The 17,283-nt window shown below is 73.2% G+C and carries 11 protein-coding genes; 4 read left to right on the forward strand and 7 right to left on the reverse strand.

The window, feature by feature from the left end; genetic code table 11:
* Positions 1-288: 288 nt before the first annotated feature.
* Together FHX81_RS41535 and FHX81_RS38125 are read right to left on the reverse strand one after the other, a co-directional pair.
* Entirely contained in the window at positions 289-837 is a 549-nt protein-coding gene (locus tag FHX81_RS41535) for a hypothetical protein (protein WP_211363688.1), read from the reverse strand.
* A 497-nt stretch (positions 838-1,334) separates the two neighbouring features.
* Positions 1,335-1,574 (reverse strand): hypothetical protein, encoded by a 240-nt coding sequence (locus FHX81_RS38125; protein WP_141983295.1) that lies wholly within the window; start codon positions 1,572-1,574, stop codon positions 1,335-1,337.
* Positions 1,575-1,948: 374 nt separating this feature from the next.
* Between FHX81_RS38125 and FHX81_RS38130 the strand changes: the two genes are divergently transcribed.
* Entirely contained in the window at positions 1,949-2,992 is a 1,044-nt protein-coding gene (locus FHX81_RS38130; RefSeq protein WP_141983296.1) for a DUF2330 domain-containing protein, read from the forward strand.
* 448 nt (positions 2,993-3,440) lie between these two features.
* Here FHX81_RS38130 and FHX81_RS38135 read toward each other — a convergent pair whose 3' ends face one another.
* Positions 3,441-4,739 (reverse strand): poly(ethylene terephthalate) hydrolase family protein, encoded by a 1,299-nt coding sequence (locus tag FHX81_RS38135; protein ID WP_211363689.1) that lies wholly within the window; start codon positions 4,737-4,739, stop codon positions 3,441-3,443.
* 212 nt (positions 4,740-4,951) lie between these two features.
* Here FHX81_RS38135 and FHX81_RS38140 point away from each other — a divergent pair, with 212 nt between their 5' ends.
* Positions 4,952-5,962: a PaaX family transcriptional regulator gene (locus tag FHX81_RS38140; protein WP_211363690.1), complete on the forward strand. Its 1,011-nt coding sequence runs from the start codon at positions 4,952-4,954 to the stop codon at positions 5,960-5,962.
* A 441-nt stretch (positions 5,963-6,403) separates the two neighbouring features.
* On the opposite strand, the gene FHX81_RS38150 is transcribed toward FHX81_RS38140, so the two are convergent.
* On the reverse strand, positions 6,404-7,570 hold the full coding sequence (locus tag FHX81_RS38150) for an ARPP-2 domain-containing protein (protein ID WP_141983297.1): 1,167 nt from the start codon (positions 7,568-7,570) through the stop codon (positions 6,404-6,406).
* A complete protein-coding gene (locus FHX81_RS38155; protein WP_141983298.1) occupies positions 7,567-8,967 on the reverse strand; it encodes a hypothetical protein in 1,401 nt (466 codons plus the stop codon). Before FHX81_RS38155 ends, FHX81_RS38150 begins: the two co-directional genes overlap by 4 nt.
* Before the next feature lie 228 nt (positions 8,968-9,195).
* Here FHX81_RS38155 and FHX81_RS41540 point away from each other — a divergent pair, with 228 nt between their 5' ends.
* The gene (locus FHX81_RS41540; protein ID WP_211363691.1) at positions 9,196-12,339 is read left to right on the forward strand and encodes a toll/interleukin-1 receptor domain-containing protein; all 3,144 of its coding nucleotides are present in this window, start codon (positions 9,196-9,198) and stop codon (positions 12,337-12,339) included.
* A 28-nt stretch (positions 12,340-12,367) separates the two neighbouring features.
* On the opposite strand, the gene FHX81_RS38165 is transcribed toward FHX81_RS41540, so the two are convergent.
* Positions 12,368-13,480, reverse strand: a complete 1,113-nt coding sequence (locus FHX81_RS38165; protein ID WP_141983300.1) for a glycoside hydrolase family 43 protein — start codon at positions 13,478-13,480, stop codon at positions 12,368-12,370.
* A 229-nt stretch (positions 13,481-13,709) separates the two neighbouring features.
* Between FHX81_RS38165 and FHX81_RS38170 the strand changes: the two genes are divergently transcribed.
* Positions 13,710-14,339 carry a superoxide dismutase gene (locus tag FHX81_RS38170; protein WP_141983301.1) on the forward strand — a complete coding sequence of 210 codons (630 nt, stop codon included), beginning with the start codon at positions 13,710-13,712 and terminating at the stop codon, positions 14,337-14,339.
* A gap of 99 nt (positions 14,340-14,438) precedes the next feature.
* On the opposite strand, the gene FHX81_RS38175 is transcribed toward FHX81_RS38170, so the two are convergent.
* Positions 14,439-17,159, reverse strand: a complete 2,721-nt coding sequence (locus FHX81_RS38175; RefSeq protein ID WP_141983302.1) for a hypothetical protein — start codon at positions 17,157-17,159, stop codon at positions 14,439-14,441.
* Positions 17,160-17,283 lie beyond the last annotated feature (124 nt).

The following is a 17,283-nucleotide window of genomic DNA, read 5'->3' on the forward strand; positions in this document are numbered from 1 at the left end:
TGGTCTACAAGTCAAGTAGAGCCGATCAGACAGCCCTGAGACCGCTCGTTCTGGGCGGCGGGCGAGTGGAAACTGTCGATCAGCCCAAGAACACCGACCATGTGGACAACGGCTCCTGCTGGCTCAAGGAGGCGTGATCGCCTGGCGCGGTTACAACGAAAGGATTAGTACGACCGTGGTCACCCGCCCGGGCGCAACGCCGGGTGCATCACGCCATTTCCGGTGACACCCTGTAGTTGGCGTCGCGAAGACGGTCGACGGCACTGGTGGGTGTGGTAGTCAGCGAGGTTAGTGCGTGCAGAAGATGGCGCAGGTGCACGCCGGGGTTGTTCGCGTCGGGACCGTTGCGGACGTAGTGCATCGCGATGCGAAGCAGGCCGTTGAACTTGTCGTCGGCGGGGGTGTCCCATCGGGTGTTGGCGGGGCCATGAGGTAGTCGCCGTGGGTCACGTCGCGGCCCAGACCAGGACGGTCGCGATCCGGTGTTTGTTCTCGCCCCAGTCGGTGATGGCATCGGACGGACCCCAACGCTTCTTCTCGGCCGCGCAGATGCTCGAACAGCAGGCTGCGGATCGCGCCGAAGGCCCGCTCGACGGCGTGCTTGTCGGTCGGCCGCAGCACCCGCGCTGGCACGATGATCGCCCCCAGCACCCGCTGGACCTCGACCAGGTGGTGGTTGCGGTAGACCGAGCCGTAGTCGGTGATGATCGTCCCCGGGGTGAAGAACGGCAAACCGGCGACCCGGTGTCCGGCGAACTCCGCGACCATTGCGGCGGGCAGCCCTGGGTAGGGCCACTCCAGCTCCTCACCCCAGTCAGGGCGCATCGGCAGCGGCATCGTGATGTCCGCAGCAGCATCGCGACGTCGATCGCGCTGTCGGACACCAGCGTGAGCCGGAACGCGCTCAGCGAGTGCGTGTAGACGTCAAACGCGAGCGTCAGGTGCACCGAGACCGGGTCGCCGAACACAGTCTCACGCACCTTGACCGGCAGGATGATCGTGTCAGCGCGACGACCTGACCGGGCCGGTGCACCACCACGTGCTTACCGCTGGTGGCCGGCGCGGCCGAGCGGAGATAGCGCTGCCGGCCGCCCCCCGAACCGAACCACTCCCGCCAGACCAGCCGCAGCGTCTCGTAGCTCGGAATCGCCGCGACCGCGTCCGGGCCGTGCTGCTCGCGGACGAACTCGCGCCGCCGGACGCACGTCGATCAGCCACCGCCCGGTCCGGGTGTCGGCCAGGAAGTCCGGCACATGCTCCCGCTTCCCATCCTGCACCCGGAACCGCAATCGGAACGGTTGGGGAATCACCTCCACCACGGAGGCGGCGAAGTCCTACACCAACAGCAGGCGGGCCTCCTCCATCGACTCGCACCCGTGGAGTCGATCCGTGCTCACCATGTACTGCAACCCCGGCCGGTGCCGCTGCCGACGCGCCCACGAGGACCGTCTGACGGGCTCGCACCCCGTCACCGACATCGACGCGAGAGCCCGGACCGGCGCGGTGACCTCGTCGCCCGCGTACCGCCACGTGGCCGACCACCGCTGGGCCCAGTCCAACCCCGAGTCCAGCACTCCGTGGGCCTGTGCCGAGCCTGTGCCGAGCCGGTGCTGTGCTCGGCCAGCTCGTCTTAGCCACAGCGGTCCCACCACAGTGCCGTACCGGACTGACCGACCCGACCGGAACCAGTCGAGTTCACTACAACATCCAAGTCAACAGCGCGCCTTGCCCGGTGCACCGACGCGCGACGACCGCCGCACATTAACCCGATCTGGTGATAAGTAAGGCCTGTGTGAGAACCAAGTGACAAGTAGGACCTGTACCTGGTGACAAGTACCGCCGGAACCTACGAACGGAACGCCCGATCGCGATGGCTCGCTGGTGACAACTGCCGCCTGTAGTCACACCGGACCGGAACCCAGGAGCTGCCGACCGCGTCGGACGGGCCATGGCAACCAGCCGGATGGCGACCCGGACCGCCGTGGTGCTCGCGCTCGCCCTCACCGCGGTGGCGGTCGATCCCGCGACGTCCGGTGCGTGCGCGTGCGGTGCGTTCGTGGCGAACGACCGGTTGCGCGCGCAGGACGAGACCGCGTTGGTCGAGCTGACCGGCCGCACCGAGTCGATCACCCTCTCGGTGCAGGCCCGGTCGGAGGCCACCGAGGCGGCGTTCCTGATGCCGGTGCCCGCCCGCGCCCGGTTCGAGGTGGCCGACGGCGAGCTGTTCACCGAGCTCGACCGGATCAGCCGGCCGGCGGTCGAGGTGCGGCGCGTGGTCGTGGACGGTGACGGCGCCGGCAGCGCGCCGGGTGCCGAGGGCGGCGCCACCGTGGTGGACCACGTCGAGGTGGGGCCGTACGAGGTGGCGCAACTCGCCGGTACCGACGCGACCGCCGTGACGCAGTGGCTGGACGAGCACGACTTCACCCTGCCCACCGCGCTCGGTGGCGCATTGCGGCCCTACCTGGCCGAGGGCTGGCTCGTCGTCGCCGTCCGCCTGGCCCCGACGTCCGGCAGCCTCGCCGCCGGCCTGCCGCCGATGCGCCTGGCGTTCGAGACGGACACCCCGGTCTACCCGATGCGGCTGTCCGCGACCGCCGAGGCCGCGCAACCGCTGCGCCTGTACGTCCTGGCCGACCACCGGGTGGACATCACCAACCCCGCGCCGACCGGCAGCCCGGCGGACCTGACGTTCGCGGGCGAGGTGACCCCGGACCCCCGGTACCCGGTGCTGTCCACGACCCTGACCGGCCCCCGCTTCCTCACCCGCTACGACGGCCGGTTCCGCCCGGCGCAGATCACCGAGGACATCCACTTCACCCGGTCGGCCACCGACACCCCGTACCGGGCCACCGTGACCGTCACCGAGTACGTCCGGTCCTCCTGGCCGTTGCCGGGCGTCCCCCTGCTGCTCGTGGGCGTGGCGGTGCTCGTCGGTACCGGCTTCGCCGTGCGGCGCTGCACCACCCGACGGCGGTCGCCGGCCGCGTGACGCGGCCGGCCTCCCGGCACGGCTCCGAGTCGGGGGCGGTCACTCGCCGTGGGCCGGTCGCGCGACCGGGAGCCGCCCACCACGTCGGGTTCGATCACGACGTTGCCCCTCACCGGTGCGTCCCGCGCGGGTGGTCGGCCGGCCCGGGGTGGGGCGCCAGGGCCTCGCCGATCAGCGTGTTGTCGCGGTCCCTCGGCGGTGGTGGGGTCGAGGTCGCGCAGCACGTCGGTGCCCCTGCCCTCGGGCGACTCGCCGGCCGCCGGGTGCGGGAAGCGCTCCTTCGTTCCCCTCGACACCCGCCCGGTTCCACAGCGCCGTGCTGGACGCGGTCAGGTCGCCGCACCCGTCCCGACCGGCTCGACCGCCCGGCCAGGCGCACCGCCGTGCCGACCGCCGCACGGTGATCCCGGCCGCCGAGGTGAGCGCCTCGGCGGCCGGGACCGTCCCGTTACGGGCTGGTGCAGGTGAGGGACGTCGGCGGGGTGCCACCGCCGATGAAGCCGAACGCGGCCGACCCGCCGGCCGGCAGCGAACCGTTGTACGCGGCGTTGCGCACCGACGCGGTCGACCCGTCGACGGTGAGCGTGCCGTTCCAGACCTGGGTGACGGTCTGGCCGCTGCCCAGCGTCCACCGGGTGGTCCAGCCGTTGACGCCGGACTCACCGGCGGTCACGGTGACCTCGCCCTGGTAGCCGCCCGGCCACGAGTTGGTGGTGCGGTAGGTGGCGTTGCACGCGCCGACGGGCTGCGGTGTCGTGGTCGTGGTCGTGCTGGTAGTGGTCGACGTCGTCGTGCTGGTGGTGGTACTGGTCGGCGGCGTCGAGGGAACCAGCGGGCACGTGCTCTGGTAGGTCCTGATGCCGCTCCAGTTCGCCAGCGGGCAGAGGAACTGCGTGTAGCGGGTGTCGCTGTCGACGAAGACCTTGAACCACGGGATCACGTTGCGCATCATCGTGGAGTTGTTCGAGGTCGGGAAGCCGTGGCCCGCGCCGGAGAGCTCCAGGTACGCCTTCTCCACCGACGCCGGGATCCCGTTGTAGAGGTTCACCACGCTCGCCGGGGTGATCGTGGTGTCGTTCTGCCCGGAGAGCAGCATGGTCGGTACGCGGGTCGTCGTCAGGTTCTGCGAGAAGCTGGCCGGCGCGAGGCCGATCGAGGCCTTCAGGGAAGGCCGTTGCAGCGACGCGGACGCCGCGCCGCCGCCACCCATGGAGTGGCCCATGACCGCCGTCCGCGTGGCGTCCACCCGGTCGCGCACCGAGCTGCGCTGCGTCAGGTAGTCCAGGGCGGCCAGCAGCTGGGTGCCGCGGGCGGTGTCCCAGTCGTTGCGGTTGTTGGTGTCGATCCCGATGACCACGAACCCGAACGACGCCAGCCAGTGCCCCATCCACGCGCCCTCGGCGGCCCAGGTCGCGGTGTAGCCGGGCACGACCGCGATCGCGCCGAACTGCCCCTGGCTGGTGTCGGTGGGGTAGTAGATCACCCCGCCGCCGAAGCCGTTCCCGGCGGCGACGGCGACCTGGGTGGTCGCGAACGTGCCGCGGTTGGCCGAGACGCTGGCGGGCGTCGGGTCCGGCCCGCGCTGGTAGGGGTTGTCCGCCGCGCCCAACGCGGGACTGGTGCCGCTCGTGACGGTCAGCGCGCCGAGCAGGGTCACCGCCGCGGCCGCGGCGGCTCCGTGCCGCCACAGCCGTCGGGTGCGAGGCCGACCGGCTAACGGCCGGGCAGCGCCTTCTCGTTCTGCCACTGGATGTCCCTCCTACCACGTGACGTGGACAGGGTCGGGCGCGACACCGGCGACCCGGCGTGCGCGGGGATGGGTGCGGTGGTGCGGTCGGTCGGTGACGCCGACCCGTGCCGCGGCTGCGGCCGTCGTGGCGACGTCCCGGCGAGCCTGAATATGTCAGGTAGTTTGGCTCCGGTACCGAGAAGTGTCAACAAACGTCTCGATAGGGTCCGGTGGACAGCGCGGACCTGCGACGGGAGCACAGCGTGATCAGCCCGTTCAACGTGGAGGAGATCTTCCCCGACGTCGCGGCCGGATCGGCGCGGTTGCCGCGCAGGCAGAGCGGCAGCTCGCCGCAGGGCTTGGCCGTGACGCTGATCGCCGACTACACCATCGGCACCCGCGCCTGGTTGCCGACCACGGCGATCGTGGCGCTGCTGGGCGGGTTCGGCGTGACCGCCGGTGCCGCGCGCACCGCCATCAGCAGGCTGGCCCGCCGCGGCGTGGTCGAGGGCAGCCGCCAGGGGCGGTCCAGCTCGTACCGCCTGACCGAGCCCGCCGCCGCGGAACTGCTCGCCGGCGGCATCTCCATCGCCACCTTCGCCACCGAGCCCGACGCGTGGGACGGCTCGTGGACGGTCGTCGTCTTCACCATGCCGAAGGAGGAGAAGGCCCGGCGCAGCTCGCTGCGGGCGCAACTGCGGTGGCGTGGTTACGGGCCGCTCTACGACGGGGTCTGGGTCTCGCCGCACCCGTTGACCGAGCAGGCGCACGCGGAGCTGGTCGCGGCGACCCCGGGCTCGCTGACCGCGTTCCGCGGGCGCCTGGTCGGGTTCCGGGCGGACATCACGCGCGACCCGATCGAGGCGTGGGACCTGACGGCCATCGCGGAGCGGTACCGGACCTTCGTCCGGACCTGGGAGCCGCTGCTGCCCCGCATCCGGGCGGGCGAGGTCACCGGCGCGTCCGCCGTGCGGTCCCGCACCGAGGTGATGGACACCTACCGGCGCTTCCCGACGCTCGACCCCCTGCTGCCGGTCGACCTGCTGCCGGCCGACTGGCCGCGGGCCCGGGCGCGCGAGGTGTTCCGCGCGGTGTACGACGGCCTGATCGAACCGGCCCAGGACTACGTCCGGTCGGTCGCCGCGCAGGACGGACCGCGTCCCGGCATCCGGGCGCACACCGTGGCCGAGATGAGCACGGGCGTGACGGCCCGGTCCCCGGTGCGCACGGCGTCACGCTGACCGGGCGTCCGCGGCGCGGCGACCCCGCAGCGCGTGCATCGCGAGGGCCCCGGCGAGGGGCCGGGTGTCGGGAGCAGGAACGCCGGCGCGACCAGGGACGCGAGGAACCCGGCCCCCGCGGCGGTCGGCAGCACCCCGCGCCACGGCGGCGAGCCGAGGCCCGCGACGAGGTGGGGAGCGTCGAGCCGAGCGGGAGCGCGCCGATGAGGACACCCGTGGTCCGGCCGCGTCCGGCGCTGAGCGCCTTGGACACCATCAGCTTCATGCCGACCGGGTAGATCAGCCACGCCGCCCGGCGGAGTCGAGCCCCACTCGCCGCGCAGGCCGGGCGCGACGGCGGACGTGGAGAACCAGACGGCGAGCCCGAGCACCCGCACGGCGGCGATGGCGGCGCGCTGCGCACCGGCGTTGCCGGGTCCGCTGGTCACGCGGGTCGTCCTCTCAGTCCTTCGTGCCGCGTCGCGGGTCGCCCTGCGCCCGGTAGCGGGCCAGCACGTCCTCGCGCAGCAGGGCGCCGAAGCCGGCACCGGCCAGGCGCAGGCCGAGCTGGTGCTCGGTGACGCCCAACGCCGTCGCGGTGGTCGCGAGGTGCCAGTCGTGCGCGGCCAGGGTGGTCAGCAGGTGCCCGCGGCGGACCTGCGCCTCGGACAGGCGGAACGTCTTCAGGTACGCCGTGCGCCCCTCGCGGTCGGTGATCAGCTCGCCGATGTGGTTCTCCTGCTTGAGCCGGAACGTCGGCAGGAACCGGGACAGCGTGTAGTCGCCGGCCCGGTACACGCGGCTCATCGCGTAGGTCTCGCCCAGCAGCCCGGCGGCCATCGTCGTGTCGTGGAACCGCGCCCACTCCGCCCGCTCCCGTGCCGCCGCCGCGCGCAGGTCCGCCACCGACTCCACGTCGTCGGCCAGCCGGACGTCGAACCGGGGCGAAGGCGTCGCCAGGGTGGCGTAGTGGTGCACCAGCTCGCCGTACATGTCCTGCAGGAGCGTGGTGTGCAGTGCCCGGTAGTCGTCCGGGTGCGGCACGACGAACGCCGAGGCCAGCGCGTCGGCCACGTACACCAGCACACCGCACTGGCCCGGGTGGATCTCGAAGTGCTTCAGCGCGTCCGCCAGACCTTGGACCCGGGCGCCGAGGTACGCCTCCTCCACGCGCGGCGACAGGCCCCGGCGGATCGCGCGCCGCGACCACTCGTCCCACACGACCTCCGGGCCGCCGAAGTGCAGCGCCAGGTACCCCTCGACCGCCACGTGCAGCGGCAGGAACCGCAGCCGGTTGCGCTCGACGCGGCGTGCCACCCGGCGGTGGGAGCGCAGCCGCAGGCCGCGCGCCGGGCGGCCGTCACCGGCGCCGTCGCGCTTGAGCTGCGTGCCGTAGGCCGCCACCGCGGTGTCGTCGTCGAACCAGGTCGCCACGAACCCGTGCGGGATGTAGGACGTGTAGTGCGTGCGCGGTCCCACCTCGACCACGCCCGGCTCGTCACCGTAGGCGCGGGCGTGCAGCCGCAGCCCGGTGATCGGCTCGTCCCGCGTCACGGGCACGAGCCGGACACCGCCCCACACCTGCGCGGCACGGGTGGTCAGCCCGGTCAGGTCGAGCTCCACCGTCACCCCTCCTCCAGGAACCGGGCCACCCGGTCGTCGAAGTGCGCGCGCAGGGCCGCGGACCCGGTCCGGCCCTCGGTGAACCGGGCGAACCCGACCAGGGCGGGCACGTCCTCCGCGTCCCGCACGCCGACGGTCGGCACCGCCGGGGTGAGCCGGCGCACGTCGAAGTCGACCGCGTCGTACACCGGGTTGAGGTGCACCGCGACCACCCGGCGGTCGGGGTCGAGCCGGGCCCGCCACACCCGCAGCACCTCCGACGCGAGCCCGTACGGCGCGTTGTCCCAGCCGTCGGACACGATCAACAGCCGGTCCGGCGCGTGCTCCAGCGCGTCGAGCACCCGGTCGCCCAACGGAGTCATCCCGTACGGGTAGGCCAGCAGCGCGTCCGTGCGCCCCGAGGTCCACAGGGGGACGTACTCGGTCGCCAGCTCGGCCAGCAGGTAGTGGCAGGCCAACGCGACCGCCAGCGGCCGGCGGCGCTTCTGCGCGGACCCGAAGGCCGAGAAGCTGTCGTCCAGCACGGCCGCGACCCGGCCCCACCCGCCCGCGACGCGGCCGGCGGCCCGCACCGCGGCGGCCCGCAGGGCCCCGGTCAGCTCGCCGCGCCGGTCGACCCGCTCGGGCAGCGGCAGGGACAGGACGTAGGAGGCCAGCCGGGTCAGCGGCATCGACCCGAGGTCGACCGCCACGTCGGCCTTGTCCCGGCGTGCGGACTGCTGCACCCGCAGCCGCTCCAGCCGGGTCATCCGGGGCTCGATGCGCCGCAGGAACGTCGCCCGGTCGATCCGGTGCCGGGCGGCGAACCCCTCCGCCACGGTGTAGGGCAGCTCGTACACCGACGCCTGCTCGTAGTGCGCCCGCCGCCACGTCTCCAGCAGCGGGGTGTGGTACCGGCGGTGGCCGCCGGTGAACAGGAACGGGCCCAGCTCGCCGTCCGGCGCGACGTGCGCGTGCCGCAGGGCCAGCTTCAGGCCGGTGCGGTACTTGACGGCGTCGAACGCCGGGTCGGGCCGGGCCGCGACCCACTCGCGGATGATCGCGCGGGTGCGCCGGTTGTTCACCCGTGCCCGGCGCAGCGCGCGGAACAGGTCGTACACCCGTTGCGGCGGCATCACGCGCAGCCGCCGCGCGATCAGCGCGCCCTCGACCCGCCGCTGCTCCTCGGTCGCCTCACCGGTGGTCTCCAGCAGCTTGCGGACCATCAGCGCGGCGTTGTGGTCGTTGATGTCCAGGGCCAGCGCGGCGGCGTACAGGTCGCGGTAGTTGCCGATCACGTAGTCGTGCAGGAAGTCCAGCGACAGCCGCTGATCCTCGGCGCCGCCGTGGAACTCGCGTTGCGCCGTGGACGTCGTCGCCGCGTTGATGAACATCAACATGTCGTCGGCGGTGATGGCGTCCATGCGTGCACGCTCCGGGAGTGGTTTCGGGGCCGGCCGGGGAGTGGGGGCGCGAGCAGCGAATCGTCGCTTCACAGGCGGGTTCCGGAAGTCGCACCGGAGTCCCGCGGCCGGCCGGCGAACTCTAGCAACCACGTGGCACGCTGCGCCCCGACATTAAGGCGTAGCGCTGGGTGCTGTCCGACCGACACAGTGACTGCGAGGGGCGCCGCGTGCGAGGGGGGACCGGGGTTGGAGTGGGATTTCTTCCTGGCGCACGCCGGCGCGGACAGCCCCGCCGCGGAACGGCTGCGGTCGTTGCTGGAGCCGCACGCCACCGTCTTCGAGGACTCGATGCTGCGCGCGGGCGAGGAGTGGGACGTCGTCCTCGACCGGCACCTGCGCGCGTCGACGATCACCGTCGTGCTCGTGTCGCGGCGCACCGAACTGGCCGTCTACCTGCGCGAGGAGATCGCCCGCGCGATCGCGCTGGCCCGGTCGGACGGTCGGCGGCGGGTGGTGCCGCTGGTGCTGGAGCAGGTCGACGCGCTGCCGTACGGGCTGGAGCTGCGCACGCCCGTGCGGCTGGGTGACGGCCTGGACCTGGCGGGCGCGGCGGACGTGCTGCTGGAGGCGCTGCGGGACTCCCGCCTGCCGCGCAGCGAAGGGCCGCACGTCGTCGCCGGGCAGCTCGGGCCGCTGCTGCGGCAGCTCGACCTGGACGCCCTGAGCGGGGTCCGGTCGGATGTGCTCGCGGCGGCGCTGGCCGAGGTGGGCGAGTCCGACGCGCTGTGGCTGCACCTGGCCCGGCGCGGTCTCGACGCGCGCGTGCTGCTGCCGTCCCTGCCCGGTCACGACGAGGCGGCGGCCCGGTGGGCGTTCGGCACCGAGGCCGTGCCGGGCGCGCGGGACCTGCCCGCCGCCGTGCGCCGGCAGCTCGTGCGCCGGCTCGCCGACGAGCGCACCGACCTGGACGCGGCCTCGGTGCGGCTGCGGCGCGAGGTGCTGTCCGGCCGGGCGAGCACGCCGGACGCCCGCCGCCTGGCCTCCGCCGTCGTCGCCGCGCTGCCACCGCCGCGGTCGGCGTCCACCCAGGCGGTCCTGGCGTCGAGGGGCGGCACCACCGACCTGCCCGTGGCGCTGGCGCCGCTGCACCGGACGGCCTTGGGCATGACGGCCCTGCCGCCGCGCGAGACGGCGCTGGTCGGCCGCACCGCGCTGGTGTCCGACCTCGTCGACCGCCTCGACGCCCGGCTCCTGCGCCGGGGCCGGGTCACGGCGCTGCTCACCGGCCGGCTCGGCGCGGGGGTCTCGGCGGTGGCCGTCGAGGCGGCGCACGTGCTGGCCGACCGGTTCCCCGGCGGTGTCCGGTACGTCGACCTGCACGGGCTCGACGACGCGAAGCGGGCGGCGGCGGACGTCGCCAGGCTGGTGTGCCACAGCCTCGGCGTGACGCCGCAGCCGGGGGCGGAGGCGGAGCACCTGAGAGCTGCGCTGGACGGCCGCCGCCTGCTGCTGGTGCTGGACAACGCGCTGGACGCCCGGCACGTCGCGCCCCTGGTGCCCGCACCGCCCGGCTGCGCGGTCGTCGTCACCTCCCGCAACCGGACCCAGTCCTACGCCGACGTGGTCGTGCACGTGCCGCCGCTGGACCGCTCGGCGTCGGTGGAGCTGCTGGCCGACGTGCGGCCCGGCGCGGGCACCGCGGCGTTGGACCGCATCGCGGCGGCGTGCGCCGACCTGCCGATGGCGCTGCGGCTCATCGCGGCCTGGATGACCAACCACCCGGAGACCGGCGTCGACGGCGTGGCCCGCCTGCTGGCGCGGGAGCGGACCAGGCTCGCGTTCCTGGACGACGACGTGCTGCCGATGCGCCTGGCCATCGAGCTGAGCTACCGGCACCTCGACGACGACGGCCGCACGGCGTTCCGGTACCTGCCCGCCGCGCCGGGCTCGGCCGCGACCGCCGAGGACCTCGGCCGCGGCCTGAACCGCGATCCCGACCTCACCCGGCTCACCCTCTACCGCCTCGTGGACCGCAGCGTGGCCGGGTACGAAGAGCCCACCGACCCGCCCGAGCCGGTGTTCCGCCTGTTCGAGCTGGTGCGCCTGTACGCCCGGGAGCGGTTGGCCGAGGAGGAGCCGCCCGAGGCCGTGGCCCGGTTCCGCCGGCGGCTGCTGACCAGGCTGCGCGACGACCTGCGGTCCGGCGCGGAACCCGACCTCGCGCTGCGCCTGGACCCGACCCCGCTGGTGGCCGCGCGCGACCTGGCCGAGCGCGAGGAGTGGTTCGACCTGGCCGGTGACCTGACCGACGGCCTGCGCACCGTGCACGAGGCGGACTCCGACGACGAGTCCGCGCGCCGCGACCGTGAGCACGCGGCCCGGCTGCGCCACCGCGGCGGCAACGCCGAGGCGGCCGCCCGCGAGTACCTGGACCTGGCGCGCACCCTCGACGGCCCGCCCGCGGAGGACGCGTTCACCACCGCCGAGCGCATCGCGGCCGACGCCCGGCTCTGGGACCTGGTCGGCCGGATCGCGCACGAGCTGGCCGCGCACCACGAGGCCCGGTCGGACCTGACCGCCGCGCTGGCGGCCGGCGACCGGTCGGTCACCGCGTTGCGCACGGTCCACCGCAACGCCACCGCGCTGCCGGTGGCGATCAACAACACCCGGCTCGCCATCCGCCTGGGCGACTTCGACGCCGCCCGGCGCTGGGTCGCGGTGGCCCACTCCCTGGCGGATGCCCGCACGCCGACGAGGCTGCGCGCCGACATCGCCTACGAGGAAGCACGGGCGTCGAGCGGTCCCGGCGCCCCGGCCCTCTGGCGCGCCGCCGCGGAGCTCTACGAACAGGACCGGAACTTCGGCAACGCCGGGCTGGCCGCGTTCTTCGGCGCGCGGGCCGCGCGTGCCCAAGGCTCCGACGCCGAGGCCGCCGAGCTGTTCCTGGCCGCCGCGCACCTGCACCGCGCGGCAGGCGACCACGACCGGGCGGTGTGGGCGATCGTGGAGCTGTCCGCCGCTCACGCCGAGGTCGGTCGGTACGAGCAGGCCAAGGACGTGCTGACCGGTGCGTGGGACCTGCACGAGGAGACCTGGGGTCATGGCGTGGCCGCCGAGGTGGACCTGCGCATCGCCGTGCTGGCCTACCTGATCGACGGCTCCCGGCCACCGCTGTCGCGGCGCGGGCTCGCGGTGGCCGACGACGACGACCGGGCACGGCGACTGGCCGCGGTGGTGCACGCCCTGAGCGGATCCGCGGGCGAGCCGGACGTCCTGCACCGGTTCGTCGGCTCGCCGATGGTCTACCAGCCGCCCGACCACCGGCCCTGGCTGCACGGCCTGGGCCAGGAGCCGCCGGAGGCCCGGGAGCTGGCCGAGGGGACCGGCTGACGGTCCGCCGCGGCCGGCCCTCGGCGGGTCACTCGAAGAACTTCAGGCCCCACCCGGTGTCGGACGTGGGGCCCGGGACGTTCGCGCGGCGGTAGGTCGTGTCGCCCCACCAGACGAACGTGCCGGTGTACCAGTAGCGGTTGTCCCAGTGGTACGGCGTGCCCTTGGCCACCGCGTGGTACATCATCGGGAACTTCGGCCCGGCCGGCGGGCTGGTCGCGATGTCGCCGTCGAGCAGCACGAACGTGTGGTGGCCGGGGCCGTTGACGTGCAGCGTCGGGTCCCACCCGGTCATCATGGTCGCCCGGTTCGAGCCGAACAGGCAGCCGTTGGACTTGTACCAGTCCCACACGTGGGTGGGGTCGCCCCCGGCGCGCAGCCGCAGGTCCGCGATGCAGTACTGCTCGCTCCAACTGCCGTTGGCCGAGTACGTGACGTGCAACTGGCCGTTGGGGTCCTTGATGACCTCGGGCGCCTCGTTGATGAACGGGTTGCCGACCACCCGTTCCCACGGCTCGCGCGGCTGCGAGATGACGTACCGCGCGCCGACCGGCGTGAGCGGGTCGGCCATGCGGGCGATGTAGAGGTTCTGCTCGACGTTGTCGGTGCACTCCCACCCGGACCAGATGAAGTAGCGCTGACCGTTGAACGTCACGGGCACGCCGTCGATCGCCCACCGGTCACCCGGCAGGGCGAGCTCGACCGCGGGGGTGTAGCCGGTGTCCGGCGAGGTGGAGCTGATCGCGTACATGCGGTGCGCCGAGTCGTTGCCCGCGGTGAAGTAGATGTAGTAGCGGCCGCCGTCGCGCACGATCTCCGGCGCCCACACCGAGCCGAGGTCGGCGGCGTCGCGCCACACCAGCCGCGCGGGCGCCGCGGCCAGCCCGTCCGGTGACGAGGCCTGGCGCACCTGGATCCCGCCACCGCCCGCCTGGGCCGCGATGTAGGTGCCGCCGACGCGGATCACGCTCGGGTCGGCGGCGCGCAGGCCGGTCCGTCCCAGGGTGGAGAACCCGCACTCGTCGGGTGCGGCCCGCTCGGCGGCGAGGGCGGGCTGCGCGGGGAGCAGGAGCGCGGCGACGCCCAGGGCGGCCGTGAGGCGCCGCGCGATCGTTCGTCCGACACCGGAGGGGAAGCTCATGGGACTCCTCAGCGGTAGCAGGGAACCACTCGCGCGACCGCACGCCCTCCGGCGGCTGTGGACGTGGCGGTGCACGTCCCGGCGAACGTAACACGCCTGCACGGCTGCGTTCGGAGTCGTGCAGGCCGGATCACCCACCCGTGGCAACCCGCACTCGGATCAATAGTTGCCATAAAGTGGTTCTTGCTACAGAGTGGCAATAAGCCACCACGGAGTCCCGGAGCGCCTCATGATCCAGTACGTGCTGCCCGACCTGCCCTACGACTACGCGGCCCTCGAACCCGCGATCACCGGGGAGATCCTCGAGCTGCACCACAGCAAGCACCACGCCGCGTACGTCAAGGGGGCCAACGACAGCCTGGAGCGGCTGGCCGAGATCCGGGAGAAGGAGGACTTCTCCGGCATCGTGGGCTTGGAGAAGACCTTCGCGTTCAACCTGTCCGGGCACGTCCTGCACACGATGTTCTGGGACAACCTGAGCCCGGACGGCGGCGACCGGCCCGACGGCGAGCTGGCCGCGGCCGTCGACGAGCACTTCGGCTCGTTCGACGCCATGGCCAAGCAGCTCTCGGCCGCGACCACGCTGGTGCAGGGCTCGGGCTGGGGCGTGCTCGCCTGGGAGCCGCTGTCGCAGCGCCTGGTCGTCGAGCAGGTCTACGACCACCACGGCAACGTCGGCATGAACACCACCCCGGTCCTGGTCTTCGACGCGTGGGAGCACGCCTACTACCTGCAGTACCGCAACGTGCGCCCGGACTACGTGCAGAAGCTCTGGTCGCTGGTGAACTGGGCCGACGTCACCCGCCGCTTCGACACCGCCCGCGCCGGCGGCACCGGGCCGACCGCCCCGTCGAAGTAGCCCCGGGACCGGCAGTGGGTGCTCCGACGACCACCGCACTGCCACCACCGTGCCCTCGCCTCCCCCTGGGAGGCGAGGGCACGGTCGCCGGCACCGCCGTCAGGTGCAGGTGCGACCGCCCAGGTAGGTGTTGCCGTCACCGGCCGCGCCTTCCGGGTCGACGGCGTAGACGTGCACCGGGGTGCCCGGCGCGCAGTTCGGCACGGTGAAGCGGAAGCCGTGCACGCCGGTGATGCCGAAGTAGGCGTTGACGTCCGGCCGGTCGGTGCCCGTCGGGAACTCGCCCAGGTAGGTGCCGGCACCCGCCGGTCCGCCCCGGTACACGGCCACCGCCGACGAAGTGGCGGGCAGGTCGACGTCGGCCGCCCACCCCTCGACCGTCGTGCCGGTGAGCAGTTCGAAGTTGCCCCGCGGTGGGGAGGTCCAGCGGAACACGCGGGTGTCGCCCTCGTTGAACGCCTGGTTCGCCAACTGCGCGCAGTTTCGGCACACCTCGACGTCGTTGGGGTACAACGCGGTCTCGTACACGCGTGGCATCGACGCGGGCAGGCGGATGGTCTTCGAGCCGGTGGTGCCCGCGTGGACGGCGACCATGTTGCCGTCGGCCTCCACCGAGTCGCCGACCGGCGCGAAGTGGTGCACGCCGGCGTCCTCGCTGATCCGGCGCAGCGCGGCGAGCGGCAGCTTGGGCGCGGCGGCGTAGACGGAGGTGTAGCTGCCGCCGCTGACCGGGATCGCCTTGCGCGCCAACGACACCCCGCCCACCTGGTAGGTGCCCAGGGTCGTGGCGGCCGGGTCGGTGACGGTGAACCACGGCGTCAGCGGGTAGCCGGGACCGCCGGTCTGGCCGACGAACGAGTAGTTCTGGGTCAGCGCGGGCGTGCCCGAGCCCTTGGCGACGGTGATGCCCGTGAGCGCGGCCATCGACGCGGTCGAGGCGGCCTGGTCGTCCTGCACGTACCCGGCGGCGTAGAGGGTCAGCACGGTCCGGCCGGGCGTCTTGAGCTTCGTGGTGATCGCCGAGCGCACGGCGGACGGCACGACGTACGCGTTGGGCAGCACGGCGAGCTTGATCGCGCTCAGGTCGAGGTTGCCCTTGGCCAGGTCGCTGAGCAGGTAGTGCCGGACGGGCGTGCCCAGCCGGGTCAGGTCCTCCACGAGGTTGGGCAGCTGGTCGCCCGCGAACCCGTACGAGTTCTCGCCGGCCGGCGTGAGCGCGGCCTGGTAGTTGGGCGACACGTCGTCCACGAACACCGCCACCTGCGGTCGATAGGCGTTCGCGCCGCCGTGCCGGATCTTGTCGACGGCGCGGAACACCGACTGGAGGTTGGCCCACAGCGCCTCCGAGTCGCCCGCCCGGTCGGGCCGGCCGAACCAGCCGACGCCCTGCAGGTCGAGCATGTGCACGGCCCGGCCGCCGATGCCCGCCGCGATCAGGTTGCGGCGCAGCACCCGGATGCTGTCCCAGAGGTTGGTGACGGTCTGGAACGGGACGGGCCGGCAGCTCACCTCGCAGGCGAGGAACGTGCGGGTGTCGTCCTCGTCCATCCACAGCTTGTTGGACAGCCTCATCGTGTCGGTGATGCCCTGCTGCACGAACCCGTGGGCGAGCAGGCGGCTCTCGCGGTAGGAGTAGGGGCCGCTGATGATGTCCACGCTCGGGCTGCCGACCAGGGTCGCGAGGTCGTTGTGCCCGCTGACGGGCAGTTCGGTGCCCAGCCCGTACTGGTAGCCGTAGAAGGCCGCGGTCAGCACGCGGTTGCCGGTGACCTGCTTGGCCTTGGCGAGCAGTCGGGTGATCGCGGACACCGTGCGCGACGAGTGGTACTGGTTGTGCTTGGCCGCGCGCAACGAGTCGGGGTCCGCCGGGTCCAGGATCGTGCCGCGCGACGCGCCGGAGACCGGGGGGACCTGGCCGGGGACGGCGTTGTTGCGCTCGGTCGGGGTGGCCGTCCGGCACCGGGGGAGCAGGCTCGCGGGCAGCCCGGGCCACGAGCAGAAGCCCGCTTCGGCACTGGCCGAGTAGTCGCCCAGGTAGAAGTGGTGGCGGCCGATCGCGCCGGGCTGGGAACCGGAGTCGTTGGTCCACGGGAACATGCCGCACCTCGGTGCCGCGCCGGGCACCGGGCCGCACAGCCTCGGGTCGCCCCAGTCCAGCATCTTCCCGGCGGTGTCGTCGTAGCCGTACGGCCGGTGGAACCACTCGCCACCGTTGGCGTACGCGATGAGCACACCCATCACCCGCCCGGGGTAGCGGGTGTCCATGCGCGTCAGCACTCGGGAGATCTGCTCCTCCTGGTAGGCGAGCCACGCCTCGTTGAGCGACCACGGGTGGCCCGCGCCGTTGGTGTCGTCCCGCACGTTGCCCTGGAGGTCCTTCATCCTGACGGCTTCACGGCCGAACGCGGGCGCGTCCTGCAGGTACATCCGGACCATCAGGTACGGCCGGGGGTTGAGCGCGTTCAGCTTGCCCGCCAACTGGTCGATGAACGCGTCGCTGGTGCTCATCAGGTGCACCTGCAGCATGGGCGCGACGTTCATGTCCGCCGCCGCCGTGTTGGCCGCCGCGAGCCGCGCCTGGTAGTCGAAGTACGACCAGTCGCCGTTGCCGACCGGGACGCTCTGCGAGTTCAGCGCCATGAAGAACGGGGTCGTGGTGCGGCACGGACCGCCCTGGTCGCAGAGCTGGATGACCTTGCGGCCGTTGCGGTTGGCGATCGTCGACGCCGGCCCGGACCACGACTGCGCCGAGGCGGTCGGCGGGATCGGCACCAGCGGGACCAGCGCCAGTGCGAACAGGATCGCGAGCAGCCGTCGCATACGTTCTCCCGGGGCGGCGTCCGGGCGCCATCGGCCGGACAACGGCCCAGAGTGCCACCGCCGCCGCCGGACGCCACCCCGATGTCACCGTGCTGGCCCAGCGCCGCCAGCGGACCGGACGAGC

This window comes from Saccharothrix saharensis (assembly GCF_006716745.1).
GTDB classification, from domain to species: domain Bacteria; phylum Actinomycetota; class Actinomycetes; order Mycobacteriales; family Pseudonocardiaceae; genus Actinosynnema; species Actinosynnema saharense.